Source organism: Achromobacter semiaridum, assembly GCF_053543755.1.
This window is the reverse complement of record NZ_JBLVOL010000134.1, coordinates 39,037-54,146: the sequence shown is the minus strand read 5'-3', so window position 1 is coordinate 54,146 and position 15,110 is coordinate 39,037. Positions and strand designations below refer to the sequence as shown.

Below are 15,110 nucleotides of genomic sequence, written 5' to 3'. Positions count from 1 at the left end.
TTGACTATTGTTTTGTCATTCCGTCTGTGTCCTGGCTCATCGGGGCGACGTTATGGTGCAACAGGAAGTCGCCCAGGTCCGCCTCGCTATCAATCGGAATCGCCCGGTCGTAGAGCCGCGCCAGCTCTTCGTATTCCTGGCCGTTGGTGATGTCCAGCACGGTCTGCCGCAGGCCAAGCATGGGCTGGGCGTAGCCGCCGTGGGATACTTCCCAGAAGACGTAGGGCAGCCGGAAGTGGCGGGGGAATTGTTCTGCCACGCTAACAGCCAGGTCGGTCAGACTGTCCATTTCCAGGTAGTCGCGCCAAGTCAGCTCGATCACCTGCTCGCAGGTCAGCTCGCACTCCATGCCGAAGACGAGCGCCGCGCGCCGGGCGGGCGTGGTCTGCTCCAGCCAGGCGCGAATCTCGCCCAGGGTCACCCGGACTTCGGGCACGGCGAAATAGCACGCCTTCGGGATAGCGGTGAGCCGGCCGTCTGTCACCGCCTCCCACATGGTCTTCATCAGCACTTCGACCTGGCGCTTTGCGGTGAAGTGCCGCGCGGTGGCGACGTGCAACTGCAGGAACGCCCGCAAGTCGTTCGTGGTCAGGGTCTCGACGCGCCGAACCCAGAGCGGGCACTGCATGAGCAGTCCGACCGAGGGGTGCTGGCCCAGCAGTTCACTTACGAGCATTCTCTTCTCCTACGAACTCGGCGAGCAGCTTCTCCACGTGCGCTTCGATCGCCTCAAGGGCGATCTGGTGCATCGAGTGGGGTGAGCGCTCGGCGAGGAACTTCAACTTCAGGTGCAGGGGCTCATCGAGCCGCAGGGTGTAGCCGACCTTGATGCGCGGGTTGGCGCCGGCCCAAGGCAGCGTTCCCTTGTAGACCTGCGCCGGTGCGGCAGAGGTCCAGTCTTCGTTGTTGCGCAGGCGCGCGGCAAGGTCGGTGGAGGAGGGTGGGGGCTTGAGTCCGCTCATGCGAAGACCTCGTCGTAGAGTGCCTGAATCTCGTGGGCTGCCTTCGCATTATCGCCGGCCGCGAGCTCGCACACCGCCACCCCGTCGCGCGCGGCCCGCCGGAACGATACGCGCTCGTGGATGGTCGTTTGCGCGACCCCCAGCGTCTGGTGGCATTCCCGCAAGTATTCGCGCACCTCGCGGTCCTCGCGCAGCGATGGATTGGGCGAGGCCAGGTTCACGCACACCAGCGGGCGTAGCGCCTCATTGCCGCGGGCGCGCGCGTCGTAGAGCATCTGCTCCATCGGCGTGAGGGTCCAGATATCGAACTGGCTGGGCTTGACCGGGATGACCATGCGGTCGGCGATCATGGTGGCCGCGCGCAGCTCCAGGCTGTCCCGGCCGCCGGCGTCGACAATGATGGTGTCGAACTTGTCGCGCAGCTTCGCGATGTCGTAGCCCGTGGAAGGGCCTGTCTTGCTCATGCAGGTGATCTTCGGCAGGTTCGGGCGTTCTGACGCCTCCCGCACGCTGGACCATACCGTCGACGACACGTTGCTGTCCGTGTCAACGAGCAGCACGTCTTCGCCGCGCGCCGCGCAGAGCACTGCCAAATTTGTGGCGACCGTGGTCTTGCCGGTGCCGCCCTTGTCCGAGCCAACGAGAACGATCATGTGATCTCCATTCATATGGAATGGGTGCAAGTGCGATGCAACCATTCGGTGGTAAACGATGCGCTGCGGTGTGGTGTGATACCGCGCGCTGAGCCAATACTGGCGCGGGCCTACGTCAGCAGACCGCTGAGCTTCTTGAGTCGGGCAGGGGACGAGTGCAGGTATTCCTGCGTCGTGGTGATCGATGCGTGCCCCATCAGGGTCATGACGCCATACACGTCGGCACCGCGCTCGACGAGGTTGGTCGCGAAGCTGCGCCGGCCCGAGTGAGATGAGCCCGGCACGCCCGCCGCGCGATAGAGGTTGCCGATCAGGCGCTGCATGGTGTTGGCGCTGAACCCGTCGCCCTTCTGCGAAAGGAAGAGCGGTCGCTCGGGCGCGCGCGTGCCACGCGTGAGCAGGTAAGCTTGAATCGAAGCGCGGGTGCCCGGGTGGACGAGGTAGACCTCGCGGAACTTGGCGCCCTTGGTCATGTGCTTGAGCAGCCGGACAGCGTCGCGCAAATCGCCCTGGCGCGTGAGCACGTCGCCGAGGGTCAGCGCAGCGATCTCTTTGGCGCGCAGGCCGAGGTAGTGGGAGATGTGAAGGATCGCGCTGTTGCGGGCCGCATTGGGCCCGCACAGGCTTCGGAGCACGAAATCGAGGGTGCTGGGATCGATGTAGGGCGCTTTGCCCTGCTTGCTCGCCATTGGAGATGACCTCCAAAGATCCTTATTGTAGGAAGGCGAGCCGGGAGTGAAATGGGATCAGGGCCTGAGCGTGGTCACACACTGTCGACCGAGCGTCTTAGACGCAAAGCCGACAATGTCCCCCGCCACATTTGCCGAGTCAATCGCGGCGGTATATACGTGGTCTGGTCCGTCAAAAGTGACGCGAATTGTGACGAGTCTGCGTTCCTTTGCTGGCATCGGCTCCTTCAAGGGATACACGCTGTCGCCATGAAAACTCAGTCGAACGTTGGCAAGATTCTTCTGCGAAATTCTGGTCGGCCACCATGTGATTGCAGATTTCGCGTTGCTGAGCGCAAGTTCTTCTCGAAGACCTTCCTCGCCAACCAAAAGCTGCTTTCCGTCCCACGTTGCGGAGAACGGCTGAGAAACCATGTTGGACTCAACGCACTTGATAGTGAACGGCGGCACTGAGTCGGCCATTGCAGCAGCAGAACAGGCGGTGAGGCAGAGGGCGATCACTACTTTCTTCATGGAATAGTCCAAAGTGAGTGTTGATGCGGGTTTGCCGAGCGAATGCCCCAAAAGGGATCTTTTAGGGCCTTTGTCGAAACTCGGGGTGGGGCAAGGGCTGAAGTTCTCTGCTTGGCTGACGAAAGAATGCCCTAAAGCACGCTTTAGGGCATTTTTAAGGGGATGGTTTCCTGACCCGATTGGGTCAGCCGAGTGGAATTTCATGCAAATGTTGAGACGCTACCGCGTCACGCCTTCTTGCCTTCCTTCTTGCTCTCTTGTGCTGCCTTGAGCTCTTCTTGCTGCTTCTGGGCCCAGAGCGGATCGTCAGAAGTCAGCAGCCATTCGGACACTTGCTCTTGGAGCGCTGCTTTCTGCTTGGCAGTCTTGGGTTCGGCGGCATAGTAGCCAGCGCGCTCGCGCACGCAGTTCAGGATGTTCAGCTCCGCCGGCGTCACGAACTTGGCGCCCATGACGTTCTCGATCACCGACCAGACCTCGGGGTAATACTCCTGCAGCGCGAGCGTCAGGAAGACCTGGGCGTCGCCCTCCAATACCTTAGCAATTTGTTCAACTTTGGCTATAGGTATCTTCGACCGCTTCGTCTTCCACAAGGAAATGATTTGGACCGAATTTTCGTAGCCGAGCTGGTGGGCCAATTCAGTCTGGGTGATGCTGCTTTTTTTCAACAACTGATTGAAGTAGTTGGCCGTCTGAAATTTCTGCATGAGCGTGTTACCTCTCCGTGGCGCGAGATGGGGTGCGCCTAAAAATCCCCGCCGCATTGCGGCTTTTATTGTTTGGGAATGATGAAGCAATTATAGATGTAGTCAGCGCTAACTGCTAATTTCCTTGTGTCAAGATCCTTCCGGGTTACATAAAAATTACAGATGTCCCCGAAAAACTAGGGTTGTCCCTCCCTATAATTCGATTTTCGCTGCAAAACCTCCCCGGTTTACGGGAGCGGCCAGCCGAAAGTTTAGATACATTTTTGGGCGTTGATACACCTAGTTGTTTACCGACCACAGATACTCGGAGATAGGTTTTGAAGTTTGCAATGATTGACCGCGATGTTGCTCTCGACCACATTTGCGAAAGCAGCGTTAGCGATGAGCCGACCGACTTGGGGGCCGCGACCCTTACAAAATGCAAGAATGAGTTGCTGGGTGAGTTCATGGTCTACATCGGGCCTAACGAACAATACGGATTGATCACGGCGTAGTCGATACGCGGGAGCGAAGCTGGGCGACCTTCCTCGCCCTGTTTTTTATCATTCGTATATCAATCAACGCTGACTAGCGGAGAAACCATGAAGGAAGCGATCATCGTTCGCGAAAAGCTCAAAGGCATCGTCAAGATGCTCACGAGCAAGGACATTCGCGTGACGCAGCAGGGCACTCAAGCCTACGTGCAATACCACCCCAACGGCACGCCGAAGCGCGTCAACGTGCCCTACATCCCGGAGGACGCTGACACCGAATTCCTGCGTGCAATCGAGGGCTTCCTCGACCACGAGGTGGCCCACGTTCTGTTCACCGACTACAAGGTGCTGGCAGAGGCAAAGAAGGAGGGCGTCTCCGGGATCCACAATGCGATCGAGGACGTCTACATCGAGAAGATGATGAGCCGCGCATATGCGGGCTCGGCGTTCAACCTCAGCAACACGCAAGCGTTCTTTTTCAAGCACTTCGCGGAAAAGGGCATGCGCGAGAATCCGGGCAACGAAGCGACATATCTGCTGGTGCCGGCCCTGCGCGCGCTGGGCGGTCAATCCACTGCCAAGGACTTCATGGATGGCAAGTGGGGCTACATCGATCCGGTCATCGGGAAGCTGAAGAGCTATCTTGAAGACCACATGCCCAAGATGGAATCGTCGGCGGACGCCCTGGTGATCTCGCTGAAGCTGCGTGAACTGCTCGACGACGATGAGCCCGAAGAGCCGACCGCGGCGCGCCCCAGCTCCGGCAAGCCGATGGCGGGCGGGGGCAGCCGGCCGAGCGGTCGCAAGGAACGAATGGAAGCTGCCAAGCCCGTGGGCGGCAAAGCGCCCGAAAAGGAAGCAGACGACGCCGACGAGCCCAAAGAAGGTGAAGGCGAGGGTGAAGGCGAGGGCGAAGGCACCAAGCCGCCGGAGATGGCCGCCGCCAAGCCTGGCGGCAAGGGCGAGGGCGAGTCGGACCCCGATGGTGAAGAGGAAGACGAAGGCGAACCCGGCCCTGGTGAAGAGGAGGACGAGGGCGAACCCGCACCTGGCGAAGAACTCCCGGAAGAGCTCCCTGAAGAAACCCCGGCCGGCGGCGCCGAGGATGAGCTGGATTCCGAAGAGGAGGACGAAAGCTTCAGCGGCTACGTCGCCCCGCTGGAAGATGCCGGCGAGTGTGGCGGGGCCGACGAAAAGGCAGCAAAGATCACCTTTGGCGAGCTGGAAGAAATGGCCGCGAAGGGTGACTTCGACGAAGGGCTCTCGGACGTGATCACCAGCAAGAGCGTGGACATCACGAAGGCGAGCAGCTACGCCATCTTCACGACTGACCACGACGTGATCGAGCCTCTGCCCGTCGATGGCCGCGATACGTCGCGCGCCGTCAAGGTAATGACGGACAAGGTGGACCACATGGTCGGCCCGCTGCAAAAGGACTTGGAGCGAGCGGTTGCCGCGCGCTCTCACGCCAACTGGTCGGGCGGTCACCGCTCGGGGCGCCTCAATGGGTCGGCCATCGCGAAGCTGGCGGTCTTCAAAGACGAGCGGGCCTTCAAGCGCCGGCACATCAACACGACCAAGGACGTCGCGGTGTCGCTGCTGGTGGACTGCTCGGGCTCCATGAGCGGCACGAAGATCGAGGTTGCCGCGCACGCCGCGTATGCCCTCGCTTCAGTGCTTGAGCGGCTGAACATCAGTTGCGAAGCGCTTGGCTTCACCACCGGGCGCAGCATGTCCGGGTCTGCACTGAAGGACGAGGAGAAGCACGGTATTGCCTATGCCCGAGTCGAAAGCCTCTACATGCCCATCCTCAAGGGGTTCAACGAGCGCATGACGGTCGAGGCCCGCGGTCGCTTTGCCATCCTTCCCTCGGGCGGCTTCCTCGCGAACAACGTGGACGGGGAGTGCGTGCAGATCGCGGCGACCCGCCTGTCGATGCGCCGTGAAGAGCGCAAGATCCTCATCGTGTTGTCCGACGGGCGTCCGGCTGCCATGAGCAGGGCGGGCTCCGGGTCGCTCGACGCTCACCTGAAGCAAACGGTCCGGGACGTCGAAAAGGGTGGCGTTGACGTGCTGGGCATCGGCATCCAGGACTCGTCGGTCAAGAACTTCTATTCGAAGTCCGTCGTCCTCAACAACGTCTCTGACCTCCCCACGGTTGTGATCCAGCGGGTCCGCCAGCTTCTGGGCGTGTAGCAATTTCCCTAGTAAATAAAATCAGCGCTGACTATAATTCGCCAAGCAATGCAACTCACAATGTGGGTTGTGCGCTGAGTCAGCGCTGATTCATCAGATCAATAGCAGCTTACATCGACGGTATCGTCGGAGGAAAACATGAACGACCAAGCCATGATTGTGTGCAAGAAGGACGGCGCGAAATGCCACAGCGTTCAGCTTCACCTGAAGGCAAATCACCCCGGCTACACGATCGCGGACTACCAGCGCGACTACCCGGGCGAGCCGCTGTTGTCGGAATTCGCCAAGGCGAAGATCGCGGAAAAGCAGGCTGCAGCCGGCACGGTGCCCGCCGCCGCACCGAGCGCCCCGGCCGCGCCGGTCGCCGAGGGCAAAGCGGGTGTCGTGCGCAAGCCCTTGCACGAGGTGTTTGAACTCGAGCCGGGCAAGGAAACGCGCGCCATGAACGGTAGCGAAATCATGACCGAGGTGCTGACGCCTGCGCTGCCGGAGATGGTTCCACAAATCGATCCGAACTACGTCTACAACGCGGACGTCCTCAAGAACGTCTTGATGGCGGTCACGCTCAACATCCCGCTTTATGTCTGGGGCCACGCCGGCACGGGCAAGACGACGGTGCTGGAACAAGCGTGCGCCCGCACCGGCCGCGAGCTGATCCGCGTGCAGCACACCGTGAACACGGAAGAGTCGCACATCGTCGGTCAGTGGGTCGCCAAGGACGGTTCGACCGAGTTCTCGCTCGGACCCCTGGCCGAGGCGATGAAATACGGTTGGGTCTACCTGGCCGACGAATACGACTTCGCGCTGCCTTCGGTGCTGTCGGTGTATCAGCCCGTGCTCGAGGGCAAGGCGCTGGTCATCAAGGAAGCGGACGCCGCCAACCGCGTCATCAAGCCCCACCCGAACTTCCGCTTCATCGCCACGGGCAACACCAACGGCTCCGGCGACGAAACCGGTCTGTATCAGGGCACGAACATCCAGAACGCGGCGAACTATGACCGATTCCACATGGTCATCGAAGTCAAATACATGGACGCCGACAAGGAAGTCACCGTGCTCGAGAAGCAGGCCGGCATCAAGACGGCAGACGCCAAGCGCATGGTCGAGTTCGCCACGAAGGTGCGCGAGAACTACGCGAGCAACAAGTGCTCCTCGCCCATCTCCCCGCGCACGCTGATCGCGGCGGCCAAGATCGGGAAGATGAAGGGCAGCTTCCGCGCCGGGCTCAGCCTCGCATACAGCAACAAGCTCAACCGCGTCGACTTCGGGGTCATCGATGGAATTGCTCAACGCATCTTCTCCTGATGCTACGTGCGAGACGCCGAGGGCGTTTCGCACTGACCTCGCCTGTCACGAGCCGCTGCTGCACAAATTCGCCCGCATGGCCTGGTATCGACTCCTGTCGGCCGGCTGCGCGGAGGAATACGAGGACGTGTTCGCTGACATGCGTTTCGACTACCTGGCGGCCGCGCGCAAATATGACCCCGACCGCGGGGTCAGCTTCACCGCCTACATGGGGCGCGCGGTCTGGAACGAGTTCAACAAGCGGGCGGAGAAGCAGATCGCGATCCGCAACACCATCGGCTTGCACAGCCTGTCAGAGGTGGATATTCGCAATGGTGACGACGACGGCGATTTTTCGCTGCTGGACACCCTGCATGGCGAAGACTTGGTGCCCTCGGCGGAAGAGCGGCTTGAGCAAAACCAGGCGATGGCTCAAAAGATCGCCATGCTCCCGCCGCAGGTGCGTGCGGTGCTGCGGGAGTTGGTCAATCCGTCAGCAGGCGTGAGGGCTACCTACGCTGCGATGCTCGCCCAGCGCGAAGTCGCCAAGCGTCAGGGAACCCGTGTTCCTCGTGTGCCGACCGAGATCAACCTGAAGGTCGTTTTCAAGCACTTCGGGATGGACGCCAAGGACATCCGTGCTTTCAACTCCGCTTGTCTGGAGCACTTGGGTGTCGACCTCTGAAAATCAGCCGGGCTGCTTCGGCGTGCCCAGCGTGTTCAGCTTCAGGGCACCGGCCTGCGCCGGCTGCCCAAGTCGCGACGCATGCCAGGGAGTCGCTTATGCGGCGCTGATGGCCGCGCCCGACAAAAGCTTCCTGATGCGCCTCATTCGCGAGCACGAGGCAAATCGCCGTCCCGCACCGGCGGGCAGGGGTTATGACCCCGAGTTCACCGTCCCCGAGGTGCCAGCGCGCAACCCGAGCAAATCCGAACTGACGCCCGACCAGGAAGCGCTGATTCAGTCGCTCCCCAAAAAGGCGGGCACTTACCTGCGAACCCTGCTCAAGCGGGGCATGCTCGCTCGGATCCGAAAGTGCGCGCACGCGGGCATCAATCCGTTCCCCGAGGAGCAATACCGGCCGGCGCATCTTGCCTACGAGCTGCTGATGAAAGGCGGCTTCACAAAGCGCGACCTGCGCCTGGCCTACGCGGGCACACTGGGTTGGAGGGACAGCGCCGCCGCGCCCCAGGTCACGATCATCTGGCAGGTGTTTCAGGCGCTGGAGATCGGGTGCGAAGCCGGCTGCCGGATGGTCGCCCATCCGATGCTCGCTGCCCAAAATCAAGTCTCACAAACCCAATAACGACAGAGGGAGTATGAATTTCAACCATGCGCTTTCCGTGCGCTCGGACCACTCGCTGGGTGAATCCATCCTGCGGGTCGACACGATCGTCACGCGCGCGAAGGAGCTAGGCTTCGAGTCGGTCGCGCTGACCGACACGATGTCCATCTCCGCGTTGGTGCCGTTCACCAACAAGTGCAAAAAGGAAGGCATCAAGCCCATTCTGGGTTGTGTGCTTCGCGTCTTCGACGATCCTCTGTATCGCCCTCCCAAAAAGGGCGAGACGCACGCGGTCAAGGCCAATCGGTCCTACCAGATCAAGGTCTACGTCAAGTCGGAAGCCGGCCTGAAGTCGCTCATGCGCGTCCTGTCCAAGGGAAACAGCGTCGAGTATTTCTACTACACCAGCCGGGTGGGCCTGGACGACGTCTTGACGCTTGAGGATGTGATCGTCACCACGGGCGACCTGTTCAACGTCTTTCACCACCCAGACCACGCCGAGATCGTGGGCCGGCTCGCCGCGAAGTTTCCGACCTATGTCGAACTGACGCCCATCGACACGCCGCTGTTCGACACGCTGAACAAGAAGGCGATGAGCACAGCGGAGGCGCTGGCGCTGCCGCTGACGGCAAGCTACCCGATGTTCTACGCCGACGAAGAGGGCGCCGATTCCCTGGACGTCCTGCGCTCGATCACGAGCAAGCAGGACACGCCGATGGACTCGATCTTCCTCCCGGTTCCCTACAGCCGGGACTGGTGCTTCGCGGCGCCGCGGCGCTTGGTCGAGCGTATGGTCGACCTCGGCAAGCGCGGTATCGTCGCCGGCCCGAAGGTGAAGGAAGCGCTGCTCGGGCCGTCGCTCATCGCCGACGCCTGCACGTATGAGTTCGCCAAGATGGCGCCGAACCTCCCGATCATGGCGAAGGACGAGTTCCGCGCGCTGGTCGACGAATGCACCAAGGGCTGGCGCGAGCGCTTCGCCACGCCGGTGCTGGGGCATCAGCCGACTGAAATCGACGTGCCCACCTACAAAGCCCGCCTGGCCTATGAGCTCGGCACGCTCAAGAAGCTCGGGTTCTCCGGCTACTTCCTGGTGGTGCAGGACATCGTGCGGTGGTCCAAGGATAACGGGGTGCTGGTCGGGCCTGGCCGGGGCTCGGTGGGCGGGTCACTCATCGCCTACCTGATGGGCATCACGGACGTCGATCCGATACGCTTCAACCTGATGTTTGAGCGCTTCATCAACCCGGACCGTATCGACTTGCCCGACGCCGACTTGGACTTCATGTCGAGCCGCCGCGGGGACGTGATCGACTACATCACCGCCCGGTATGGACGCGACCGGGTCGCCGGCATCTCCAACTACTCCACCCTCGGGCCCGCCTCCGCCCTGCGCGACACGGGCCGCGCGTTCGGTCTGACGCCGTTCGACTATGCGTGCTCCAAGCAGGTCGAGAAGGAGCACGGGGTATCCCTGTCGCTCGAAGAGTCTGCCGAGAAGGTCGCGGATATCGCCAAGTTTCAAGTGGCATACCCGAAGGTCTGGAAGCATGCGGTCGCGCTCGAAGGCAACATGCGACACCTGGCGCAGCACGCCGCCGGCGTCATCGTCGCTCAGGAGCCCATCGAAAACCGCGCGGTGCTCCTGAACCGCGACAAGGATGCGCTGCCCTGCGTCAACTGGGACAAGCAGACGGTTGAGGACTTTGGCCTGATCAAGATGGACATCCTGGGTCTGACGACCCTGGACACCATCCACCACGCGCTGAACTACGTCTATGAGCGGCACAAAAAGCGCGTCAATCTGCTATCCATCCCGCTCGACGACGCCGAGGTGCTGCGCGCCTTCGGACGCGGCGAGACGGTAGGGGTGTTCCAGTTCGAATCGCCCGGGATGCGCAAGCTGCTCAAGGACTTGGCGGTTGTGAACCCGCTGACGTTCGACGACATTGCAGCCGCGACCGCCCTGTATCGTCCGGGCCCGATCGACGCGGGTCTTGTTGACCGGTTCATCGCCGTCAAGCAGGGCACGCGCTCCGCCGAATATGACCACCCGCTGGTCGAACCCGCGCTGCAGGAAACCTACGGGGTGTTGACCTACCAGGAGCAGATCATGCAGGTCTGCCGCGACTTGGCCGGTTTCACCCTCGTCGAAGCGGACCACGTCCGGAAGGCGATGGGCAAGAAGGATCGCGACAAGATGGCCACCTACCGCGAGCAGTTCGTGAAGGGTGCAGTCGCCAGCGGCATGCACGCGATGGACGCCGGCGACCTCTGGGACAAGATTGAGGGCTTCGCGGGCTACGCCTTCAACAAGAGCCACTCGGTCGAATACTCCATCGTGAGCTACTGGACGATGTGGTTCAAGGTGCGCTACCCGGCTGAGTTCTACGCCGCCGCGATGACCGTGATCGATGACGACGAGAAGGTGGCCGGCCTGGTCTTGGACGCGCGCCGCCAGGGCATCACCGTGGCACCGCCGGACATCAACAAGTCCAGCGACCGGATCGAAATCGACGGCGAGAAGACGCTGCTCGCCCCTTTCCAGGCGATCAAGGGCATCAGCGGGAATGCTGCTGCGGCAATCATGACGGTGCGCGAGCGCTTTCGTGACGGCTATACCAATGACCTCGGCGAGACGCTGCTGCCGGCGCACGGCCGACCGTTCGACTCGTTTGCCGAATTCGAGCATTCCGTGCTGGCGCTGAAGATGGGCGGCAAGTGCAATGCCGCCGCACGAACCAAGCTTCTGAGGGTGGGTGCCTTCGCCGAGCTGGAGCCGGGCACGCCCAAGGCGATGAGCGCTGAGCGTCTGAAGGACCGCTTGGAGCTCATGCCCGGGATCACTGTCGACGCGGTGAAAGCCGAGCGGGGCCTGACCGATGACAAGGTCGCCAAGCTGAAGGTCATTCGCATGGTCGAAGAGATCCGGGGTTGCGAAGGATGTTCGCTCAAGGGAGAGCAGCATCCATCGCCCGCGATGGGGTCGAAGCCGAAATTCATGATGGTCTTCGACAGTCCCAACTGGCAGGAGGCCCGCCAAGGCAGCATTCTCGCCGGCGACAACGGCGACTTGGTGCGTGCCGCCTTGAAGGGCGCGGGTATCAGTGCCCAGGACGGCTACTTCACGACACTGGTCAAGGCGCCCAAGCTCAAGGGCGAAAAGGGCCTGACCACCGAGCAGATCAACGGATGTTCGGGCTTTCTCGCGAAGGAGATCGACATCCTCAAGCCCGCAGTCATCATCGCTATGGGCAACAACGCGATTCGATATTTCGCGCCTGGCTCGAAGGGGCAACCTGCCGACCTCGCGGGAAAGATCATCTACAGGCCCGACCTCGACGCCAGCGTCGTCTTCGGGATCAACCCGGCCTCGCTGCACTTCGATGGCAGCAAGGTCAAGTTCCTTGAACTGGCCTGCGAAAAGCTCGCCGAACTCATCACCTAACAACTGGAGCCACCACGTGTCTACCAACCCCACCATGACCGATGCCGACCTCGATGCACTGCTGGCAGATTTGGGCGCCGCACCGACGGCCGCCGCGCCTGCTGAAGTGCCCGCCGCCGTCGCCGCCGCACCCGTAGCGGAAGCCGCTCCCTCGGTTCCCGCCGCCGGCGCCGCCGAGGAAGTGCCCGAGGATTTGCTTGCCGAACTCGATCTGGGCGGCACGTCGGCCCCGGCCAGCCCCGAACCCGTAGCCGAGGCGGCGCCTGAGCCTGCTGCGGCTGTGGAGCCGGAGCCCGCACCGGAGCCGGAGGCAGCGCCCGTCGCCGAAGCCCCGCCGGCCGCCCCGGTTGTCGAGCCCGAGCCCGAGGCGGTCGCGCCCGTGGCGCCGGCCGCCACCAAGCCTTCGTCGGGTCTGCTGTCGGTCATCGAATACGTCGATGCGGACACCCTCAAGCGCGACGTGCGCATCACTCTGTCCGACCTGGACGACGCGATGGTGAAGCACGCGGGCCTCTTCGTGCATTACGCCGAGCAAGCGGTGAAAGCGCGCGCCCAGCATGACCGCATGAAGAACCACCAGAGCGTGCTGCAGGCGAAGCTCGACGCCGAGCACCGTGAGCGCCTGGCGGACGAGGGCAAGAAGTTCACCGAAGCAGTCGTCACCGCCGCCGTCGCGGCCGACGCCCGCATGGCGAAGATCAACCAGTTGGTGGGCGATGCCCACGCCATCTGGAAACTGGCCGAGGTCGCCGCAAACGCCTTCGACCAGCGCAAGGACATGATCCTGGAGCTCGCCCGCGACCGCCGCAAGGAGCGCGAAGGCCAGTTGCGGGTCAGCGAAAGCCAGGCCCTGCGCGAGAAGGCGAACGCCGTCGCCGCTGCGGCATCCTCTGCGCGCGCTGCATAATAAGCAGCGCTGACTATAATGATTTATGCGAAACCGCGACCTGCAAAGGCGTGGTTTCACGTGAAACAATCAGCGCTAACTTACATTCTCACGCACCAACTTTTCACAGGAAACCAAACTCAAATGGCAACTCTCGCTGAACTTCTCGCCAAGCGTAAGCAGGCGCTCAATGCGGGCAACAAGGGCAAGACGGTCAAACCGCCCGAAGGCCGCTCCAAGTGGCGCATCCTGCCCTCGTGGCGTCCCGCCGGCCACGCTGAACCGGCCATCGATCATCCCTTCGCCCAGCACTTCATCAAGGACGGCGCCAACGCCCTGAAGGCGGTTTACGTCTGCACGGACAAGACCTTTGGCCGTCCCTGCGCGGTGTGCGATGCGGTGCAAGCCGGCATCAAGGCTCACGAGCACGACCCGGACATGAAGAAGGTGCTGGAAAGCGCTCGCTCGACGGCCCGCATTCTGCTGAACGCGCTGCACCTGGACGGTCCCAACCCGACCACCCCCGTGATTCTGGAAATCAGCCCGCGTCTTTACGACTCGTTCCTGAACCTGACCATGGAATGGGGCGAGGAAGTGCTGTCGCTCGACGCCGGCAGCGACGTCGTCATCGAGCGCACGGGCAAGGGCTTGGACACGAAGTATTCGATCACGCCGCTGCCCGCGTCGAAGTCCACCAAGGTCGATCCGTCGATCATGACCAAGCTGAACAACCTGGACGACTACGTCAAGCAGGAAAGCGAAGAGCAGGAAAAGCGCGCCCTGGCGAACGTGTCCGCGGTCTCCGGCCTGGGCATGACCGCTCGTCCGTCCCTGTCGGCGCCGAGCCGTCCCGCGCTGGGTTCGGTTGCCCCCGACGAAGGCCCGGACCCCACGAACGACATTCCCGATGCGTTCGCGGCGGCTCCCGCTGCTGCCGCCAGTGCGCCGTCCGCTGCACCGACCCCGGCACCCGCCGCCCAGTCGGTCAACGACGCTGAGCTGGAAGCGCTGCTGAACGGCCTGCCGGGCTAACCGGCCGGCCCATCGAGAGACAAGGGGCTTCGGCCCCTTGTTTTTCCCCATCCAGAGGATTACCCGTGTTCGATACCGTTCTGGTTGACGGCAGCAACATCGCCCGCGCCAATGACAAGGGCAACAAGCTGTCCGTCGGCTCCTTCTACACCCAAGCCATCTACGGCACCATCCGGTCGCTCAAAGTTCTCGCCCGGGACTATTTCGGCTGGAACGTCATCGTGCTGTGGGACGGCCGCGCGCAATGGCGCTACGACCTCTACCCGGAATACAAGGACAATCGCGCCCCGAAGAATCCCCAGGAAGAGGCAGAAGACGCCGCCTACAAAGCTCAGGTGCCCTTCATCCGCAAGTCGCTGCAGTTCCTTGGGCTGCGTCAATTCCTGGTCGCTGACAAGGAGGCTGACGATATGGCCGGCTTTCTGGGGAAGCGCATCTCCGCCAATGGCGGCAAGGTCGTCTACCTCTCGGGCGACCAGGATTGGATTCAGCTTCTGGACGCAAACAGTCGCTGGGTGGATCCGATCAACGACCGCAGGGTGGTCTTCAAGGACTTCATCGACCAGACCGGCTACTTCACCCCAAGGGCTTTCCTTGAGGGCAAGGCGCTGATTGGCGACACCTCCGACAACATCAAGGGCGTCGACAAGATCGGCGCCAAGACCGCGCCCGAGATTCTGGCGCAGTTCGGGTCGGTGGACGAGTTCTACAGCCAGGTCGACAGCGGCCTCTTCGTGCCGAAATACGTCAAGCACAAGAACCTCGCGTCGCCCGCGGGCCGAGAAATTTTCGCCCGCAACATGAAGCTGATGAACCTGATCGATGCCGAGCGGCCGGACCCCGGCCAGGTCGTCGACTTGAAGCCGAACTTCAGCCCCGAGCACTTCCGAATCATCTGCGAGAAGCTGGGTTTTCGCTCGATTCTCAGAGACTTTGACAACTTCGTCACGTCGTTCCGTCGTGACAGCCTGGGCGCCTAGC

General features: G+C 62.1%; 14 protein-coding genes. 8 read left to right on the top strand and 6 right to left on the bottom strand.

The features are described 5' to 3' along the window. Positions 1-4: 4 nt before the first annotated feature. The 6 genes from ACNPP0_RS27390 to ACNPP0_RS27365 all read right to left on the bottom strand — a co-directional run bounded on the left by ACNPP0_RS27390 (position 5) and on the right by ACNPP0_RS27365 (position 3,524). Positions 5-676, bottom strand: coding sequence for a hypothetical protein (locus ACNPP0_RS27390; protein WP_448707620.1), 672 nt, complete (start codon positions 674-676; stop codon positions 5-7). Continuing rightward, a complete protein-coding gene (locus tag ACNPP0_RS27385) occupies positions 663-962 on the bottom strand; it encodes a YlcI/YnfO family protein (RefSeq protein ID WP_448707619.1) in 300 nt (99 codons plus the stop codon). Before ACNPP0_RS27385 ends, ACNPP0_RS27390 begins: the two co-directional genes overlap by 14 nt. Continuing rightward, entirely contained in the window at positions 959-1,615 is a 657-nt protein-coding gene (locus ACNPP0_RS27380; RefSeq protein ID WP_448707618.1) for an AAA family ATPase, read from the bottom strand. The genes ACNPP0_RS27385 and ACNPP0_RS27380 overlap by 4 nt, the downstream gene beginning before the upstream one ends. A 110-nt stretch (positions 1,616-1,725) precedes the next feature. Continuing rightward, entirely contained in the window at positions 1,726-2,304 is a 579-nt protein-coding gene (locus ACNPP0_RS27375) for a tyrosine-type recombinase/integrase (protein ID WP_448707617.1), read from the bottom strand. Positions 2,305-2,361: 57 nt separating this feature from the next. Then, positions 2,362-2,817 carry a hypothetical protein gene (locus ACNPP0_RS27370; RefSeq protein ID WP_448707616.1) on the bottom strand — a complete coding sequence of 152 codons (456 nt, stop codon included), beginning with the start codon at positions 2,815-2,817 and terminating at the stop codon, positions 2,362-2,364. 227 nt (positions 2,818-3,044) lie between these two features. Then, a complete protein-coding gene (locus ACNPP0_RS27365; protein ID WP_448707615.1) occupies positions 3,045-3,524 on the bottom strand; it encodes a hypothetical protein in 480 nt (159 codons plus the stop codon). A gap of 581 nt (positions 3,525-4,105) precedes the next feature. On the opposite strand from ACNPP0_RS27365, the gene ACNPP0_RS27360 reads away from it, so the two are divergent. The 8 genes from ACNPP0_RS27360 to ACNPP0_RS27325 all read left to right on the top strand — a co-directional run bounded on the left by ACNPP0_RS27360 (position 4,106) and on the right by ACNPP0_RS27325 (position 15,109). Continuing rightward, on the top strand, positions 4,106-6,193 hold the full coding sequence (locus ACNPP0_RS27360; RefSeq protein ID WP_448707614.1) for a cobaltochelatase CobT-related protein: 2,088 nt from the start codon (positions 4,106-4,108) through the stop codon (positions 6,191-6,193). A 138-nt stretch (positions 6,194-6,331) separates the two neighbouring features. Then, positions 6,332-7,498 (top strand): AAA family ATPase, encoded by a 1,167-nt coding sequence (locus tag ACNPP0_RS27355; protein WP_448707613.1) that lies wholly within the window; start codon positions 6,332-6,334, stop codon positions 7,496-7,498. After that, the gene (locus ACNPP0_RS27350) at positions 7,470-8,162 is read left to right on the top strand and encodes a sigma factor (protein ID WP_448707612.1); all 693 of its coding nucleotides are present in this window, start codon (positions 7,470-7,472) and stop codon (positions 8,160-8,162) included. Before ACNPP0_RS27355 ends, ACNPP0_RS27350 begins: the two co-directional genes overlap by 29 nt. Beyond that, positions 8,149-8,784 (top strand): hypothetical protein, encoded by a 636-nt coding sequence (locus ACNPP0_RS27345; RefSeq protein ID WP_448707611.1) that lies wholly within the window; start codon positions 8,149-8,151, stop codon positions 8,782-8,784. The genes ACNPP0_RS27350 and ACNPP0_RS27345 overlap by 14 nt, the downstream gene beginning before the upstream one ends. A 13-nt stretch (positions 8,785-8,797) precedes the next feature. After that, on the top strand, positions 8,798-12,211 hold the full coding sequence (dnaE, locus tag ACNPP0_RS27340; protein WP_448707610.1) for a DNA polymerase III subunit alpha: 3,414 nt from the start codon (positions 8,798-8,800) through the stop codon (positions 12,209-12,211). 16 nt (positions 12,212-12,227) lie between these two features. After that, positions 12,228-13,118 (top strand): hypothetical protein, encoded by an 891-nt coding sequence (locus ACNPP0_RS27335; RefSeq protein ID WP_448707609.1) that lies wholly within the window; start codon positions 12,228-12,230, stop codon positions 13,116-13,118. A gap of 123 nt (positions 13,119-13,241) precedes the next feature. Continuing rightward, a complete protein-coding gene (locus ACNPP0_RS27330; RefSeq protein ID WP_448707608.1) occupies positions 13,242-14,129 on the top strand; it encodes a T4-gp32 family ssDNA-binding protein in 888 nt (295 codons plus the stop codon). A 65-nt stretch (positions 14,130-14,194) separates the two neighbouring features. Beyond that, positions 14,195-15,109, top strand: a complete 915-nt coding sequence (locus ACNPP0_RS27325; protein WP_448707607.1) for a 5'-3' exonuclease family protein — start codon at positions 14,195-14,197, stop codon at positions 15,107-15,109. The last annotated feature ends 1 nt before the right edge of the window (position 15,110 follow it).

Excerpts from the sequence above, each read along its gene's own strand:
- ACNPP0_RS27390 (WP_448707620.1), bottom strand. The coding sequence starts at position 676 with ATGCTCGTAAGTGAACTGCTGGGCCAGCACCCCTCGGTCGGACTGCTC.
- ACNPP0_RS27385 (WP_448707619.1), bottom strand. The coding sequence starts at position 962 with ATGAGCGGACTCAAGCCCCCACCCTCCTCCACCGACCTTGCCGCGCGC.
- ACNPP0_RS27380 (WP_448707618.1), bottom strand. The coding sequence starts at position 1,615 with ATGATCGTTCTCGTTGGCTCGGACAAGGGCGGCACCGGCAAGACCACG.
- ACNPP0_RS27375 (WP_448707617.1), bottom strand. The coding sequence starts at position 2,304 with ATGGCGAGCAAGCAGGGCAAAGCGCCCTACATCGATCCCAGCACCCTC.
- ACNPP0_RS27370 (WP_448707616.1), bottom strand. The coding sequence starts at position 2,817 with ATGAAGAAAGTAGTGATCGCCCTCTGCCTCACCGCCTGTTCTGCTGCT.
- ACNPP0_RS27365 (WP_448707615.1), bottom strand. The coding sequence starts at position 3,524 with ATGCAGAAATTTCAGACGGCCAACTACTTCAATCAGTTGTTGAAAAAA.
- ACNPP0_RS27360 (WP_448707614.1), top strand. The coding sequence starts at position 4,106 with ATGAAGGAAGCGATCATCGTTCGCGAAAAGCTCAAAGGCATCGTCAAG.
- ACNPP0_RS27355 (WP_448707613.1), top strand. The coding sequence starts at position 6,332 with ATGAACGACCAAGCCATGATTGTGTGCAAGAAGGACGGCGCGAAATGC.
- ACNPP0_RS27350 (WP_448707612.1), top strand. The coding sequence starts at position 7,470 with ATGGAATTGCTCAACGCATCTTCTCCTGATGCTACGTGCGAGACGCCG.
- dnaE (WP_448707610.1), top strand. The coding sequence starts at position 8,798 with ATGAATTTCAACCATGCGCTTTCCGTGCGCTCGGACCACTCGCTGGGT.
- ACNPP0_RS27330 (WP_448707608.1), top strand. The coding sequence starts at position 13,242 with ATGGCAACTCTCGCTGAACTTCTCGCCAAGCGTAAGCAGGCGCTCAAT.